We start from the raw sequence: 16,069 nt of genomic DNA on the forward strand, positions 1-16,069 counted from the left end.
TGTTTCTATTTTTATTTTTATCGTAAATATTCACGGGAGCTATCAAAATCATTTCATCTTTTGAGTGATAAGCAATATTTAGATGTAAACGATTATCTTTTTTATGAACAACTTGGTCTTCCCGGATTTGCGCATCGAGTGTTCCTTATGAAAAGGATTTTGGCTGGAAAGGCCACAAAGCAAAATAGAAAAAAAAATCCTCCCCCGGAGGCAGAGGCATTAGTATCATCGATATACGATTTCTCATGGATAAAAATGTTTTACAGGATGACACTTTTTGTTGTCTTTTTAATGCTTCTATTGTTCTTATTGATTGCTACAGGACACTAAAAGCATGTCATCTTTATGCATGGTAAATATAACGTTATAGCTTCTTGTGCTTTTATTTATTAACATTGTAATCATGGGTGTTTACAGTTCTCGGTTTTTTAAAAAACACGAGTCGGATTATAAGCGACTTCTCTCTGAATATCGCCAAAAGGTTATGATATCGACCTGATGGCAAATCATGCATCGTTTTTTGGTTCACTGGTGAATTATCAAAAAATAATCCGGTTTATTCGTCTTCGCAAAGGCGTGAAGATGAAGTTCACCAAGGGCAGGAATGTTAAGGGTGAAGCCTATCAGTTTGTTCAGTCTTTACCGGAAGATCGAATTAGCTGGATGTTAAAACTGCACCGACTTTATATCATTCAGGCAATGCTTTTTACGCTGTGGCTTGTTGTAGGTATTGTTTTTTCAGTAAGCCGTTAAATAGCTTTTGTCAACCTTTTGTTACCAACTATTGTTATCGACTCAATAGTGTCAGCATTTGAATGCTGATTTTATTCAATAGAGAGTAATGTGATTGTTAATAATGCTTTCTCCATTCTTGTATTTTTTCTTTTTGCCTTGTTCTTAATCCTGATGGTTAGTTTTTATATTGATTATCGAAAATACTCAAGTGAAATTTCGGGAATATATAATTCATTAACGCAAGCAGGTTTATTAAGAGAAGGAGATTATCAAGTTTGGGAAGGGTTGGGGTTCTGGGGCTTCGGTTTACGCGTCACAATTTTATCAAGGTTATTACGGGGTAAGAGCGTTAAGTTAACTGACTCTCGAAGGCTTCAGTCTCATACATGTCATGATGTTTTGTCCGGCTTTGAACTATCCTGGGTTTATTCATATGACAAAAAACTTAAATTCACAATGGCTATTTTTATACTGCTTTTAATTTTGACCAGTATTAATGAGATATAATTTTTCATTGTCTTTATGATTGATTTTGTAAGCTTAACCCCCAAACCCCGCCGTTCTCACCCCCGAGAGCGGCAGCGTTTGAGCGCTAATCATACCAGCAGGAATACGCCATGCGATTCACGATTATTTCTACGAAACCCGGTCATCAGCCGCCGCAAAGCAGCTGTGATTTTTATGCCCCGGGCGGCACCATTGGGCGCGGTACGGATAACAATCTGGTGCTGCCGGACAATGACCGCACTATCTCGCGTTTGCAGGCCATCGTTCACGTCGACGCCAGTGGCGAATGCCGCGTCACGAACCGCGGCAGCGTTACCCGCGTGGTACTGAATGATATCCCGCTGGAGCGTGGGCGTCAGGTTGAGCTTCAGGATGGGGATATTCTCGGTATTGATGATTATCGCATTGAAGTCAGCGAACTCATTCATGACACCCAGCCCGTAAGCCGCATGGCGGCCAGCATGCAGCAGGCGCGCCCAGCGGCGACACCTGCTCCGGCGGCACAACCGAAACCGGCCAGCGCCGCGCCGCGCGGAAAAGCTGAACCTACGGCCGTGCCGTCGGAAATCTGGGACAGCCTGATGCAGGAGTTCTCCATCTCCGACAGCATCTCCAGCAATCGGGCAAAGCCACAGCCCGCGGCCTCCCACGACCCGTTCTCCCAGCCTGCGGCCCCGGAGCGGAATGCCGAAGACCCGCTGGCGATGTTCAACGATGCCGATCCGTCGCTTGAACGTAAAAACGTTGACCCAGACACGCTGTTCAGCGATGAAGCGTTGTTTAAAAAAGAGAGCATCTTTGACGATGTCACCCCTTCAACGCTGGTACAGCCGGACGAAAGCAAACCTGCCCAGCCAAAGGAAGAGGCGTCGGATGAACTCGATCCGTTAGCCCTGTTTGGCGGGTCGGCGAGCGCGCCTGCCGCGCGTCACGATGACCCCCTTGGCCTGATGGGCGGCGCGCCGTTAACCCATCCGGATGAAATCGTGGCTGATAAGCCGGAGCCAAAGCCTGAAGCGCAAGCCGCACAGGAAGAGGATGCGCTGGCCAGTTCACCGCTGTTCGATCCGGAACCGACTGAACCACAGGACGCGCCGCGCGCGGAAGAAGAGCCCGCGCGTCCCGATTACGCTGGCTTCACCATGCCAACGCCGCAGGCCGTGGCGCGCAGCAACGCGCAGGCACCGAAAGGCCGCCTGCGTATCGACCCGGTTAAAAACGCTGCATCGCCTGCTGCCTCAGCGCAGACCGGCGAGCGGGGCGAGGTGCTTCAGGGCGAACTGCTGGAGGCGCTGCTGGAGGGCATGGGCCTGAGCGAAATGCAGCCGGTGCCGCAGTTTGACCGAGAAAATATGCGTCAGCTGGGGCAGATCCTGGGCATGTTCTCGCAGGGAACCGTGGCGCTGCTCTCCTCGCGCTCCATTCTCAAGCGCGGGGTGAAGGCCGATATGACCATGGTGCTTGACGATGCCAACAACCCGTTCAAGCTGCTGCCAACCGGTAAAACGGTCCTGATCCAGATGTTCGGCACGCCGATGCCGGGCTTTATGCCGCCGACCAAATCGGTGCGTGATGCGCTGATCGATCTGCAGGCGCACCAGTTGGGGATGATCTCCGGTATCCGCGCCATTATCGCCGCCATGCTGCAATCCTTTAACCCGGAACAGCTGGAAGAGCAGGCGAAACAGAACGGAATGACGTCACGCCTGGCGCTGCCGGGCAGCCGTAAAGCCGCGCTGTGGGATTATTTTGTTCGCAGCTATGGCGAGACGGCGGGCGAGATCGAGGACGACTTCCATACCCTGTTTGGCGAAGCCTTCCTCCATGCCTATGACATGGAGGTCAATCAGTACAAAGACTCACAAAGCGGATCGGAAGAAAAATGAATATCGCAACGGCTTCTCTCTCCCGCCAGGGGACGCGCGCCAGCAACCAGGATCAGACGGGAGAAACCATTGGGGAACGTTCAGCCTGCTTTGTCGTCTGTGACGGCATTGCGGGCCTGCCGGGCGGCGAGGTGGCCGCTGAGCTGGCCCGCAACAGCATTATTTCCCGCTTTGACGGCGACAAGCACCTGAATGCGCAGCATATTCGTGACTACGTCCAAACGGCGAACCGCACCATCCTCAGCGAACAACAGGCCGTGCAGGACTATCGCCGGATGGGCACCACGCTGGTCAGCCTGTTTATCGACAGGGATTACCGTCTGGCTTACTGGGCGCACGCTGGAGACAGCCGCCTGTACCTGTTTCGCCGCGGCTGGCTGTGGCACGTCACCACCGACCACAGCCTGGTGCAGCAGATGAAAGATGCCGGGCATCAGACCGACGATCTCAACAGCAACCTCCTGTATCTGGCGCTGGGTATTGAGAATGGCGGACCGGAAGCGAGCTACAGCGATGTCGTGCAGGTTGAAGACGGTGATGCGTTTTTACTCTGCACCGACGGTTTCTGGCACGGCGTCAGCGAAGAGCAGATGAAACAGTCGCTGCACATGGTCAATACGCCACAGGAGTGGCTGACCTTGATGAACCAAATCATTCAAAAGAATGCTGAACAGGAGGGCAATGCTCAGGATAACTATACCGCCGTGGCGGTGTGGATGGGCAACCCTCAGGACACCACTTTGCTGCATACGCTCTCTGACGCAGCACAATTTCTTCCCTGCGGAACTGATTAGACACACAAGGATTGATATGAAACTTTGGCTATCGGGTTTGGCTCTTCTGACGGTGGCGACCACCGCACAGGCTGAAAACTTCCGCATCGTGCAGTCTCCTGCGCAGAAGCTGGATATCTGGATCGACAACATTAAAGACAATACGCCGCAAAGCTGGTGTAAGGCGGACGTGGCGCTGCGTATCGTGGCGAACGGCAAGAAAGAGGTTTCTGTGCTGGAAAACTTCGTGCCGCGCCTTGGCTCGCTGCTGGAGCACCAGTGCAGCAAACTGAATACCCTGAACTGGACGCTTAACGATCCGGAAGGCACGACGCTTGCCCGGGGCACAGCGGCTAAAGCGCAGGACTGGGCGCTGGTGGTGAAACAGCAGGAAACGGCGGCGGCAACGACCACCACCTCAGGCGCGCTGCTACCGCCTGACCAGAATCCGGAGACGCACACCGTGGCGGCAGATCGTACGCCATGGCAGGAGTTCACCCTTCAGGACGGTTGCCACCTGCGCACCTTCTGGGAGGGCGGTTCCTCCGCGCCAGCGCTGTTTATTCCCGATTCCGACACCACTCGCTGCGGCAACGGCAGCTGGCTCAGCGGCCACACCGTGGTGACGCAGAATCGTAACGGGACGCAGAAAGCGATTCCGGTCACCTACATTCACGGCTTCCCGGTGATGGGACTGAACAACGCGGTCGATCCTGAAAAGGCGCTGATCACCTCCGTCAACAAAGAGCGCATGGTCTTCAGCACCCCGAACAGCGACCAGAGCTGGATGATCCTACCGTACGACAGCACCCTGAACGGCTGGAAGAGCAACGGCACGGTGGCGGTGGAAATCACCCGTGAGATCGCCAGCGACGACGCCAGACTCCAGGCGCGTATCGCAGAGGTGAAGAAGATCTGGAGCGCATGGGTTGCACCGGGCGCGGAGCTGAACGTTGTTCTGATTGACACGCTGCGTCCGCAGCTACGCGATCCGGCTGTGGGCGCCTGGCGCGCGGCGAATTAAGGAGGGGCTATGAATACGCTTTATCAACGTCTGGCGGGTGAGTCGATTAGCGACGCGCTGCTTCGCCTGGAAGCCGAAATCAAAGCTCGTCCGGCGGATGCCGATCTGCGCGCTGCGTTTGTGCAGTTTCTGATCCTCAGCGGCAACTGGGCGCGCGCCCTGACCCAGCTGAAAAGCTGGCTGGCGCTGAAGCCGCAGGCAAAACCAACCGTGACGCTGCTGGAGCAGGCCATTCAGGGTGAACAGCAGCGGGCGCGCGTGTTCGCGGGAGAGGTACGACCGGCAATGCCCGAGGCGCAGTGGCCGTGGCTGACCACGTTAGCCCAGGCGCTGACCGAAAGCGCAGGGCATGCGCAAACGCTGCGCCTGGCGGCACTCGAACAGGCCCCGGCAAGCCGCGGGCAGGTCACGCTGGAGAATGAAGAGAGCCACACCTTTGAATGGCTGATGGACGGCGATGCCCGTCTGGGGCCGGTGTGTGAAACCCTGGTCAATGGCCGCTATTTCTGGGTGCCGTTCTGCGCCATCGACACGATCCGTTTTCAGGCTCCGGACAGCGTGACCGATCTGGTGTGGCGTCATGCGCTGGTCCGCCTCACGGACGGCACCGAGCAGGTGTGTCAGATCCCGGCGCGTTATCCGTTTGCTGACGGAGCGCCAGACAGCGTTAAGCTGGGGCGCACCACCGAGTGGCTTCCACTCGACGATGACGGCACCCTGTATGAAGGCATGGGGCAGAAAGCCTGGCTGAGCGAGCAAAGCGAAAGCCCGCTGCTCACCCTGAGCCTGGTGACGTTCGCCGCGGATGGCGCGGATGAGTAATCCCGCTGGCGAAGGCGATCTGCTGCGCAGCGGCTGGCAGGCCCGCAGCAGGCAGGAGAAAGTGGGGGCGCGCGACAAAATGCAGCCGTCACTGCTGGATCGCCTGACGGATAACGATCCGGAAAAAAAACGCGAGTCCGCCAACAGTAATCTGATTACCCACGCCGCGCTGCGTCGTAACGTCCTGCGGGATTTACAGTGGTTGTTTAACACCATTAACCACGATGTCTCCAGCGATCTGAGTGGTCTGACGCAGGTGAGCCGTTCTGTCGTTAACTTTGGCGTCGCGCCGCTGGCGGGGAAAAGAATGTCCGATATCGAATGGCACGACATTCAGCGCAAGCTCACCGAAGCGATTATTAACTTTGAACCGCGGATCCTGCCGCAGGGGCTTCAGGTTCGCTGCGTGTCCGATACCTCCTCATTAGATCTGCACAACGTGCTGTCTATCGAAATCAAAGGCCGCCTGTGGTGCGTACCGTATCCGCTGGAGTTTCTCTTTCGCACCGACGTCGATCTTGAGAACGGCCATTTTGAACTGAAGGATGCGGGGTAATTATGGAAAGCAAACTGCTCGAATATTACAACCGTGAACTGGCCTATCTGCGCGAGATGGGCGCGGAGTTCGCCGAACGCTACCCAAAAGTGGCGGGGCGGCTCGGCATGCGCGGCATCGAAGTGGCGGATCCGTACATTGAGCGCCTGATGGAAGGTTTCGCCTTCCTGACCTCCCGCGTGCAGATGAAAATGGACGCCGAATTTCCACGCTTTTCACAGCGTATGCTGGAGATGATTGCGCCAAATTACCTGGCGCCTACGCCGTCGATGGCGATCGCTGAGATTCAGCCCGACAGCAGCCGGGGCGACCTGAGCAAAGGCTTTATTGTGCCGCGCGGCACCATGATGGACAGCCTGGCGCTGAAAAAAACCGGCGTTACGTGCAGCTATACCACGGCGCACGAGGTCAACCTGCTGCCGTTAAAAATTGAGCGGATCGAGCTGGGCGGCGTTCCCGCCGATCTGCCGCTGGCCCAGCTCGGCCTGAGCCAGCGGGGGATCAGCAGCGCCTTACGGATCCGCATTGCCTGCGATGGCCCGCAGCATCTTGGGCACCTGGATTTTGACCGCCTGGAGTTCTTCTTAAGCGGCCCGGACATCGAGGCGCTGAAGCTGCTGGAGCTGGTGATGGAGCACCACGCGGGTATTGTCTGCCAGACGGTCAGCAAGCAGCCCCAGCGCCAGCTGCTGTCGTCTGACGCCCTGCGTCAGGAAGGCTTTGATGCGGATCAAGCGCTGCTCCCGGACGATCTGCGTAACTTCGACGGCTATCGCCTGTTGCAGGAGTACTTTGCGTTCCCGGCGCGTTTTCGCTTCATCAGCCTGAGCGGGCTGGGCAAGCTGATCCAGCGCTGCGAAGACGAAAAAGCGTTTGATATCTTCATTCTGCTCGACAAGAGCGACGATCAGCTGGAGCGCGTGGTGGATGCCAGCCACATGGCGCTGCACTGTACCCCGGTGATCAACCTGTTCCCGAAAGTGGCGGCCCGGCAAAAGCTGAGCGAAAGCCAGCATGAATACCATCTGGTGGTGGATAACATCCGCCCGCTGGATTATGAAATTTATGCTGTGAAAAAAATCTATGCCAGCGCGGATGGTCAGCGGGACGACCAGACGTTTCGTCCGTTCTGGAGTACCTGGAGCGGAGACGCAGGCAACTACGGCGCCTATTTTTCCTTGCGCCGTGAACAGCGCGTCCTCTCTGAACACGCGCTGCGCTACGGCACCCGTACGGGCTATATCGGCTCGGAGGTCTTCGTCTCGCTGGTGGATGCGCAGCACGCGCCGTGGCAGGAGAATTTGCGCTACATTTCCGCCGAGGTGCTGTGTACCAGCCGCGACCTGCCGCTGATGCTCCAGCAGGAGCTTGGGCAGTTTATTATGGCCGACTCCATGCCGGTGAAGGCGTTAACCCTGCGTAAAGGCCCGACGCCGCCGCGTCCGGCGCTGGCGGAAGGGTTCAGTACCTGGCGGCTCATCAGCCAGCTGCAAATGAACTACCTCAGCCTGATGGACAGCGAAAACGAAGAGGGCGCTGCCGCGCTGCGTCAGCTGTTAGGGCTGTACGCTAACCTCGCCGAGACGCCGGTTGCCCGTCAGGTGGATGGCGTTCGTCACTGCGTGCTGGAGCCGGTGCACCGCCGCGTGCCGGAACCCGGCCCGGTGGTGTTCGCCCGCGGGATCGGCATCACCCTGACGGTGGACGAACGCGCCTTTTCCGGTGCCAGCCCGTGGCTTTTCGGCAGCGTGCTGGAACGCCTTTTTGCCCGCCTGGTCTCCATCAACAGCTTTACGGAGTTCACGCTCAAGAGCCAGCAGCGCGGCGAAATTGGCTACTGGGCGCCGCGCATGGGTAAAAGGGCGCTGGTATGAGTGAAGTTGCCCCAGCAACGCTGCGCGTGCATCGCCTGACGCCGCTGCCCGATGCGTTCTGGCGCGGAGTGCGCGAGACGCCGTGGCGCTACGATCTGTTCCAGCTGTTAAGACGCATTGATGCCCAGGGCGGTGAACGTTACCCGCTGGGGCGCGCGCCGCTGCCTAAATTTGAGCCGCTGCGTATTGGTCAGCAGCCTTCAATGGGGTTTGCGCCGTCAACGGTTGCCGAGGTCCGGCAGCGGGAAGAGAACGGACTGCATGAGGTTTCCATTCTGAGCTTCGGCCTGTTTGGTCCTAACGGCCCGCTGCCGGTGCACATGACCGAGTATGCCCGCGAGCGTATTCATCATCATCAGGATCACAGCCTCAGCGCGTTTGCCGACCTCTTTCACCACCGCCTGACGCTGCTGTTTTACCGCGCCTGGGCGGACGCGCAGCCTGCCGTTTCACTGGATCGCGACGACAACAGGCGCTTCGAAGGGTATCTTGCATCGCTGATTGGCATGGGTCAGCCCGGCCAGATGTCGAAAGGCAGCCTGAGCCCGCATGCCCGCTTTACTCACGCCGGGCACCTGACCCGCCACGGGCGGGACCCGGAAGGGCTGGAGAAGATCCTGCGCAACTATTTCAACATTCCGGTCAGGTTGGTGGCCAATGTACCGCAGTGGATGCCGCTCTCAACGCGGGAGCAGGCACAGCTGGGTGAGGGGCGTCGCCTGCCGCGCATGGGGGAGTCCGCTTTTCTTGGCATTGCGGTACGCGACGTGCAGCATAAATTTCGTCTTGAGATTGGCCCGTTGAGCGCAGACGAATACAACCGTTTTCTGCCGGGCGAAGGGTGGGTCACCGAGCTACGCGACTGGGTGCGACAGTACGCCGGGGTGGAATTTGAATGGGAAACACGGGTGATCCTGCGCGCCGATGCGGTGCAGGGCGCCACGCTCGGCAGCGCCGGGCGATTAGGGTACAACACCTGGCTGGGCCTTCAGCCTCAGCCTGTTCCGCGTGGCGATCTGGTGTATCGCGCAGAGCGATAATCCTTCCGTATACCGAATCATTGTTAATGGAAACTAACATGTCAGAAATTAGCCGTGCCGTGCTTTTCGGCAAACTGGATACGCTGTTATTTACCTCTCTGGAAAGCGCGACTGCCTTCTGTAAGCTGCGCGGCAACCCGTACGTTGAGCTGGTGCACTGGCTGCATCAGCTGATGCAGCAGCAGGATGGCGATCTGCAACAGGTCATCCGTCACTTCGCCCTTGATGAACAGCAGCTGACGCGCGATATCGTGGCGGCGCTGGATGCCCTGCCGCGTGGCGCGAGTTCCGTCTCTGATCTTTCCGAGCATATCGACAGCGCCGTCGAGCGCGCCTGGGTCTACGGCTCGCTGAAGTTTGGCGTCAGCCGCATCCGCGGCGGCCATTTGTTGATCGGCATACTGAAAACGTGGAATCTGGCTAACGTGCTGAAAAGTATTTCGGCGCAGTTCACCCGTCTTAACGTCGAGGTGCTGATCGAGCAGTTCGACGCTATTTGCGCCAGCAGCAAAGAGAGCCAGCAGGCCGCCGCCGCTGCGGACGCGCCTGCCGGGGCAGTACCGGCTGCGCAGGGCACGCTGGCGCAGTATGGTCAGGATCTGACGGCGCGCGCCCGGGAAGGGAAAATTGACCCGGTGGTGGGGCGCGATGAAGAGATCCGCCAGATGGTCGATATTCTGATGCGTCGTCGCCAGAACAACCCCCTGCTGACCGGGGAAGCTGGCGTCGGGAAAACGGCAGTGGTGGAAGGGCTGGCGCTGCGTATCGCTGACGGCGACGTGCCTGAGCCGCTGCAAAACGTTCAGCTGTGGCTGCTGGATATCGGCATGCTTCAGGCCGGAGCGGGCATGAAAGGGGAATTTGAGGCGCGCCTCCAGGCGCTGATTAACGAGGTGCAGTCCAGCGCCACGCCGATTATTCTGTTTATCGATGAGATCCACACCCTGATTGGCGCTGGCGGCCAGCAGGGCACCGGCGATGCCGCTAACCTGCTCAAGCCTGCCCTGGCGCGTGGGCAACTGCGCACCATCGGCGCGACCACCTGGGCGGAATACAAAAAATACATTGAGAAAGATCCGGCGCTGACCCGCCGTTTCCAGACCGTACAGGTTCACGAGCCGGATGAAGCGAAAGCTGTATTGATGCTGCGCAGCACCGTGTCGCCGCTGGAAACTCATCATCAGGTTTTACTCCTCGACGAAGCGGTCAGCGCGGCGGTGAAACTGTCGCATCGCTATATTCCTGCGCGTCAGCTGCCGGATAAAGCGGTGGCGCTGCTGGATACCGCCTGCGCGCGCGTGGCCGTCAGCCAGAGCGCGCCGCCTGCCCAGCTGGAAGACTGCCTGCGTCATCTGGCGGCCCTGGACGTGGAGCTGGAGATTGCCGAACGTGAAGCGCGCGTGGGGGCGGGCGATCCGGCGCGCGTGGCGTCATTAAGCGCCGAACGTGACGCGTTCGAAACCCAACGCGAGGCCCTGGCTCGTCGCTGGGAAGAAGAGCGCACGCGGGTGCAGGAAATTATCCGTCTGCGTGCCGCACTGTTTGCGGCGAGTGATGAGGATACGGCTGAACTGCGCGGCCAGCTGGCAGAACAGCAGCAGGCGCTGAAGACCTTACAGGGTGACGAACCGCTGCTGTTTGCCGCGGTCGATGAAAACGTGGTGGCTGCGGTGGTTTCGGACTGGACCGGGATCCCGCTGGGCCGGATGGTGAAAAATGAGATCGACGCGGTGCTGAACCTGGCTGATACGCTGAACCAGCGGGTTATTGGTCAGCGTCACGGTCTGGATCTGATTGCCCGTCGGGTAAAAACCTCGCGGGCGAAGCTTGACGATCCGAACAAACCGGTCGGCGTATTTATGCTCTGCGGGCCGTCCGGCGTGGGCAAAACCGAAACCGCGCTGGCGCTGGCGGAATCGCTTTACGGCGGCGAGCAGAACGTCATTACCATCAACATGAGTGAATTCCAGGAAGCGCACACCGTTTCGACGTTAAAAGGTGCGCCTCCGGGCTATGTGGGCTATGGTGAAGGCGGCGTCTTAACCGAGGCCGTGCGCCGCCGTCCCTACAGCGTGGTGCTGCTGGACGAAATTGAAAAAGCGCACCCGGACGTGCACGAGATCTTCTTCCAGGTCTTCGACAAGGGCTGGATGGAGGACGGCGAAGGGCGTCACATTGATTTCCGTAACACCATTATTATTCTGACCTCTAACGTCGGCACCGAGCTGATCGCAGCCATGTGCGCCGACCCGGAACTGATGCCGGATCCTGACGCGTTAAGCGGCGCCCTGCGCCAGCCGCTGCTGGAGGTGTTTCCGCCTGCGCTGCTGGGCCGCCTGCTGGTGGTCCCGTATTACCCTCTGAGCGACGAGATGCTGGGGCAGATTGTGCGTCTTCAGCTCAGGCGCATTCAGCGTCGTCTGGAAGAGAATCACAATATTATTTCTGAATTTGACGACAGCGTGGTCGAACAGATTGTTCAGCGCTGTACCGAGGTTGAGTCGGGCGGGCGTATGGTGGATGCGATTCTGACCAATACGTTGCTGCCTCAGATGAGCCAGATTTTACTTACCGCCAGCCGCAGCGACGAGCAGTACCGACGTCTGCATGTCACCTGCGAGCAGGGCGAGTTCCACTGTCAGTTTGCCGCGTAATAATCATCAAGAGAACTGTAAAAGATGACGGATAATGATAACAATCGGACTGTCCCAAACGCGCTCCCGGTCGGGTACCGTTTCAATGAGTTTGAGATAAAAGAGGTGATTGGCGGCGGCGGATTCGGCATCGTCTATCGCGCCTGGGATCACCAGCTCGAACGCACTATCGCTATCAAAGAGTTTATGCCTTCCTCCCTCGCCGTGCGCGGCGAGGATATGACGCTGGTGCTGCGCAGCGAGCGCTTCGGCAAAGCGTTTTCTGCCGGTCTGAACAGCTTCATTCAGGAAGCCCGCCTGCTGGCGCGCTTTAACCACCCGAACCTGCTGCACGTGCTGCGCTTCTGGGTGCAAAACGACACGGCCTATATGGGGACGCTGTTTTACAGCGGCACCACGCTGTCGCGTCTGCGCGAAGAGAAACCGGAGCTGATTAACGAGGCGTGGATCCGCCGCATGCTGCCAATGCTCTTCGGCGCCATCAAAACGATCCACGATGAGGGCTACCTGCACCGCGACATCTCGCTGGATAACATTCAGATTCAGGATAACGGCCTGCCGGTGCTGCTCGATTTCGGATCGGCGCGCCGCACCATCGGTAATCTCTCGGATGAGACGGAAACCATGCTGCGTCCGGGGTTCGCGCCTATCGAGCAGTATACCGACGACAATGAAAGCGAGCAGGGGCCGTGGACGGATATCTACGCGCTCGGCGCCGTATTGCGCACCCTTATCGTTGGCTCTCCGCCGCCGGTCAGCGTGGTGCGTTCGATTCAGGACACCTGCAAACCACTGGTGGAGCTGATGCCGCAGGGGTATTCCATTCCGCTGCTTCAGGCCATCGACAAGGCGCTGGCGCTGCATATGGAAGACCGTCCGCAATCTATCGAGGAGTTTGCGGCGCTGATCGAGATGCCCGTCGCCGGTATCGACGAGGTGCTGACCGCGAAGAAGACCGGCACGATGCTGGTGCCGGTGGAAGAGGAGACATCTGCTTCCGCGCTGGACTGGCGACGTTACAAGCTTCCGGGGCTGGTGGCCGCGGGCGTGCTGGTTGGGGTGGTTGCCGGTGCGATGCTGTTCGGCGGCGGCAGCCAGGAAACGCCAGCGCAGACGGCGCAAACCCCTGCCGTGAGCCCTCCGGCTGAAACCTCCGCCGCAGCGGAAACCAGACCGGCAACGGCCGACGTGAGCGAGCCGGTAGCGCCACCTGCTACGGCGCAGCAGAGTGCGTCGCCTGTCGACGCCAGCCCGGTCGCGCTGGTCTATATCCGCATGCTTGATGGCGAGACGCTGAAGGTGAACGGCGAGCCGAAAGCGCTGCGTCCGGGGAATAACGGTTACGCATCGCTGAAACTGCCTGCAGGCGAGACCCGCATTGAACTGGAAGGCAATGGAAGAACGCGTACCCAGACGCTGGATATTGCGAAGCCAGGCACCTGGCTGGTGAATCCGTAAGCCTGCGGGTAACAGGACGGAGCGAATGTATAACATCAAGTTTGTCTATCTGTTCCACGAGAACGTCTCGCCAGCGCTGTTTGCGAAAATAATCCGCCCGTCCGTTGCCGGACAGTGGATTATGTCGGTTCCCGACCATTCGCTGCGCTCGCTCTTCACGCGCTACGATCTGCTGCGCACGATCACTGGTGCGAATCCTTATCAGTCCGGGCGCAATACCCGCACGCTGATCGCGCAGGATTTAGAGATGGGCAGAGTGGTTGCCATTGACGAAAGTTTTCGTGACTGGTCATCAGTAACGGAAATTTTTTATATCAACGCCAAAGGGCAACTCCAGGCTGCCTCGCTGGTCGGCCTGGGCTGGTATCCGGTGAGTACGATTGTTGACCGCTACGAAACCATGGTGAGAACGTACGGATCTCGCCCTGCGCCAACGGTACTGCCAAAACAGGTAGTGAAATCTAAAACGGCACAGGTGCCGGATGAACCTACTCCCGGCAAGGACGGTAAAACCTATGCCGGGCAGCTTCAGAAGATGACCAAAGCAGAACGCTGGCAGGCGCGTAAGGATCTGATTGCGAAGGGGAGCAATAGCCTTTATCCGGATGCCCAGATCGCCGCGAAACGTCTGGCGGCGAATAATATCGCGGTGGAAAAAGCGAAGCTTGCGGAAAATATTTATAAGACCGTGAACCCGCTGGAAACCACACCGGGCGTGCCGGAGGGATGGACAGATATCAGTAATGACGATGCGCTGTTAGGAAAATTCGGGCTGAACAAATCCATGCTCTTTGACGATGATACGTCCCCCAATTTTCTGGCGCGCGTCTATCAACCGAAGCCGGAAGTGTTTGGTGCAGATATGAACCCCACGCTGGTATTCAGGGGATCGCGCGAGCCTGGTTTCGCCTCTCTGTCTGAGAATGTCTCCTCTCTACTGACCAAAGGGGAGCTGGCGCCGGTGGTAAACGGGGCTGACTGGTCGAATAACTTCTCACAGGGCATGGGTATGGCTTCAGATTATTATAAAAAGGCCGTGAGTATCGGTAAGGAGCTGGCAAGGTCAGGGCAGAATATTGATATTGCCGGTCATTCCCTTGGCGGTGGTCTCGCCTCTGCAACCTCTATGGGCAGCGGGAAAGCGGGGTGGACGTTTAACGCCGCCGGCCTCAATGCCGGAACCGTAGAAAAATACGGCGGTAAGATATTAGGCAGTACGGATAATATCCAGGCGTATCGGGTTGAAGGTGAACTGCTGACGAAGATTCAGGAAGTTAACCCCTGGGAAGATCTGAAAACGATGAAAGGGCATGTCCCTTCGTGGATCCTCAAAGAGGAAATCTCTGCGCTGAGCCCTAATGCTGCCGGAATACCCCATGATCTTCCCGGTGGAACCGGAAGCGCGCTGGACCGCCACGGAATTAATCAAGCGATTGATTGCATAGAGCAACAGAAGGATGAGGATATTTCGATAATCGGGAGTCGATTGTGAAAAAAGGGTTGATGGCTTTTGTCGCGTTATGTTTTTTATTCATGATTCAGGGGTGTAAGCAGGATATGGACCTTAATCCACAGGACTACTTCAGCGGCCAGCAGCTTGAACTGGCGAAAGCGATTGAGGAAGGCGACGTCGATGCGGTGAAGACGCTTGCGCCAGACAGCGACCTTAATCAACCAGGAAAGCAGGATATGACCCTGCTTTTCTGGGCCCTTGGCAACGCAATTAATGATAAAAAAACGTCGAGCCATTTAAAGGTGATTACGTTGCTAGTTAAGGATGGCGCAGATCCGCTCCAGCCTCGACCGCAGGGAAAAAGCAGTCCTGCTGAATTTGCCCTAAAGGGAGACAGTGCGGACTGGATCGACGCGATGTTGGACGGTGGCCTCTCACCCAACGTGAAAGATAAGGTTTTCCACGAACCGATCGTCTTCCAGTCGCTTAAAGCGAAAAATACAGAGACGCTGGAAGCCATGCTCGATCGCGGTGCTGACGTCAACTCAACCAACTCACTGGGTAAAACGCTGGTGTTTGATGCGCTGGATAACCAGTCATACGATCATGTCTTGTTGCTGCTCGATCGGGGAGCGGATCCGTCAATTAAGGCCAAAAATGGCTGGTCGATGAGCAATGCGCTCGCGGACGCGCTGAATGGACTTGACCGAGGCAGTGAGCAATACGAGAAATTAAACGAAATAAAAGAGAAGCTCATCCAGAAGGGGGGCGAATGGCCACCCGCGCCGGTTAAGTGATTGCTCAACTGTCATGAACGCCAGAGATAAGGTTTTCGTTTTCTGGGGATGCATGGATGCCCTGGCCATTGTGCTCTATTGTGCCCAGTCCGTGCGACATGACAGGATCCCTTTTATTTCCGATATACACGCCTTCAGTACGGTTGTGAACACGCTGTCTGCTGGTGGGTATAGCGCTCTGGTTATTCTTTTCTTTATTCTCGATTTCTTGTTGTTGCTCTCTTTTATTGCCTCAGCATGGTGCTTCTTCGCCCGGAATTTATACGCGAGAAGACTGGCGCTCTACCAGGAAATACTGCGTCTGGTTGGATTTCGCTACTCAGTTTCCCTTTTTCCCCTGGTGTTAAGTTTCACGGGCGTGATGAATGTCTGGCTAAATGGCTTTTTGTTCTTTTTGTCAGAGTTTCTGAAAATCTATTCCCTGTGGATTTATAAATATGAAGGGGAAAGGCCCCCGGTTAAAGAGTAAGACGGCCAACAACCAGAACAT

14 protein-coding genes are annotated in these 16,069 nt (G+C 57.1%); all 14 read left to right on the forward strand.

Features of this window, described 5'->3' with window-relative positions; genetic code table 11:
• The first annotated feature begins 498 nt into the window (after positions 1 to 498).
• Positions 499 to 753 carry a hypothetical protein gene (locus ACOT1A_RS01540; RefSeq protein ID WP_072202182.1) on the forward strand — a complete coding sequence of 85 codons (255 nt, stop codon included), beginning with the start codon at positions 499 to 501 and terminating at the stop codon, positions 751 to 753.
• Positions 754 to 843: 90 nt separating this feature from the next.
• Positions 844 to 1,242, forward strand: a complete 399-nt coding sequence (locus tag ACOT1A_RS01545; protein WP_126292142.1) for a hypothetical protein — start codon at positions 844 to 846, stop codon at positions 1,240 to 1,242.
• Positions 1,243 to 1,352: 110 nt separating this feature from the next.
• A complete protein-coding gene (gene tagH, locus ACOT1A_RS01550) occupies positions 1,353 to 3,128 on the forward strand; it encodes a type VI secretion system-associated FHA domain protein TagH (RefSeq protein WP_032624080.1) in 1,776 nt (591 codons plus the stop codon).
• Positions 3,125 to 3,922 carry a PP2C family protein-serine/threonine phosphatase gene (locus ACOT1A_RS01555; protein ID WP_003859969.1) on the forward strand — a complete coding sequence of 266 codons (798 nt, stop codon included), beginning with the start codon at positions 3,125 to 3,127 and terminating at the stop codon, positions 3,920 to 3,922. The genes tagH and ACOT1A_RS01555 overlap by 4 nt, the downstream gene beginning before the upstream one ends.
• Before the next feature lie 16 nt (positions 3,923 to 3,938).
• On the forward strand, positions 3,939 to 4,925 hold the full coding sequence (locus ACOT1A_RS01560) for a hypothetical protein (protein WP_022651409.1): 987 nt from the start codon (positions 3,939 to 3,941) through the stop codon (positions 4,923 to 4,925).
• Positions 4,926 to 4,934: 9 nt separating this feature from the next.
• Entirely contained in the window at positions 4,935 to 5,747 is an 813-nt protein-coding gene (locus ACOT1A_RS01565; protein ID WP_058677558.1) for a type VI secretion system accessory protein TagJ, read from the forward strand.
• Positions 5,740 to 6,303: a type VI secretion system baseplate subunit TssE gene (tssE, locus tag ACOT1A_RS01570; RefSeq protein WP_276169800.1), complete on the forward strand. Its 564-nt coding sequence runs from the start codon at positions 5,740 to 5,742 to the stop codon at positions 6,301 to 6,303. The genes ACOT1A_RS01565 and tssE overlap by 8 nt, the downstream gene beginning before the upstream one ends.
• A gap of 2 nt (positions 6,304 to 6,305) precedes the next feature.
• Positions 6,306 to 8,177, forward strand: coding sequence for a type VI secretion system baseplate subunit TssF (gene tssF / locus ACOT1A_RS01575; RefSeq protein ID WP_023300321.1), 1,872 nt, complete (start codon positions 6,306 to 6,308; stop codon positions 8,175 to 8,177).
• Entirely contained in the window at positions 8,174 to 9,217 is a 1,044-nt protein-coding gene (tssG, locus tag ACOT1A_RS01580) for a type VI secretion system baseplate subunit TssG (RefSeq protein WP_023300320.1), read from the forward strand. The genes tssF and tssG overlap by 4 nt, the downstream gene beginning before the upstream one ends.
• Positions 9,218 to 9,255: 38 nt before the next feature.
• Positions 9,256 to 11,871, forward strand: coding sequence for a type VI secretion system ATPase TssH (gene tssH, locus ACOT1A_RS01585; protein WP_171936542.1), 2,616 nt, complete (start codon positions 9,256 to 9,258; stop codon positions 11,869 to 11,871).
• A gap of 24 nt (positions 11,872 to 11,895) precedes the next feature.
• The gene (locus ACOT1A_RS01590; RefSeq protein ID WP_023306450.1) at positions 11,896 to 13,329 is read left to right on the forward strand and encodes a serine/threonine protein kinase; all 1,434 of its coding nucleotides are present in this window, start codon (positions 11,896 to 11,898) and stop codon (positions 13,327 to 13,329) included.
• A 25-nt stretch (positions 13,330 to 13,354) separates the two neighbouring features.
• Positions 13,355 to 14,821: a hypothetical protein gene (locus ACOT1A_RS01595; RefSeq protein ID WP_038416227.1), complete on the forward strand. Its 1,467-nt coding sequence runs from the start codon at positions 13,355 to 13,357 to the stop codon at positions 14,819 to 14,821.
• The gene (locus tag ACOT1A_RS01600) at positions 14,818 to 15,579 is read left to right on the forward strand and encodes an ankyrin repeat domain-containing protein (protein WP_232934618.1); all 762 of its coding nucleotides are present in this window, start codon (positions 14,818 to 14,820) and stop codon (positions 15,577 to 15,579) included. The genes ACOT1A_RS01595 and ACOT1A_RS01600 overlap by 4 nt, the downstream gene beginning before the upstream one ends.
• A 52-nt stretch (positions 15,580 to 15,631) precedes the next feature.
• A complete protein-coding gene (locus ACOT1A_RS01605) occupies positions 15,632 to 16,048 on the forward strand; it encodes a hypothetical protein (RefSeq protein ID WP_227022502.1) in 417 nt (138 codons plus the stop codon).
• The last annotated feature ends 21 nt before the right edge of the window (positions 16,049 to 16,069 follow it).

The organism is Enterobacter cloacae complex sp. SYL003 (assembly GCF_049236925.1).
Lineage (GTDB): Bacteria > Pseudomonadota > Gammaproteobacteria > Enterobacterales > Enterobacteriaceae > Enterobacter > Enterobacter intestinihominis.

Bases quoted from the DNA above. Each gene is read 5' to 3' on its own strand.
- tagH (WP_032624080.1), top strand. From the start codon at position 1,353: ATGCGATTCACGATTATTTCTACGAAACCCGGTCATCAGCCGCCGCAA.
- tssG (WP_023300320.1), top strand. From the start codon at position 8,174: ATGAGTGAAGTTGCCCCAGCAACGCTGCGCGTGCATCGCCTGACGCCG.
- tssE (WP_276169800.1), top strand. From the start codon at position 5,740: ATGAGTAATCCCGCTGGCGAAGGCGATCTGCTGCGCAGCGGCTGGCAG.
- tssH (WP_171936542.1), top strand. From the start codon at position 9,256: ATGTCAGAAATTAGCCGTGCCGTGCTTTTCGGCAAACTGGATACGCTG.
- ACOT1A_RS01560 (WP_022651409.1), top strand. From the start codon at position 3,939: ATGAAACTTTGGCTATCGGGTTTGGCTCTTCTGACGGTGGCGACCACC.
- ACOT1A_RS01595 (WP_038416227.1), top strand. From the start codon at position 13,355: ATGTATAACATCAAGTTTGTCTATCTGTTCCACGAGAACGTCTCGCCA.
- tssF (WP_023300321.1), top strand. From the start codon at position 6,306: ATGGAAAGCAAACTGCTCGAATATTACAACCGTGAACTGGCCTATCTG.
- ACOT1A_RS01540 (WP_072202182.1), top strand. From the start codon at position 499: ATGGCAAATCATGCATCGTTTTTTGGTTCACTGGTGAATTATCAAAAA.
- ACOT1A_RS01565 (WP_058677558.1), top strand. From the start codon at position 4,935: ATGAATACGCTTTATCAACGTCTGGCGGGTGAGTCGATTAGCGACGCG.
- ACOT1A_RS01605 (WP_227022502.1), top strand. From the start codon at position 15,632: ATGGATGCCCTGGCCATTGTGCTCTATTGTGCCCAGTCCGTGCGACAT.
- ACOT1A_RS01590 (WP_023306450.1), top strand. From the start codon at position 11,896: ATGACGGATAATGATAACAATCGGACTGTCCCAAACGCGCTCCCGGTC.
- ACOT1A_RS01555 (WP_003859969.1), top strand. From the start codon at position 3,125: ATGAATATCGCAACGGCTTCTCTCTCCCGCCAGGGGACGCGCGCCAGC.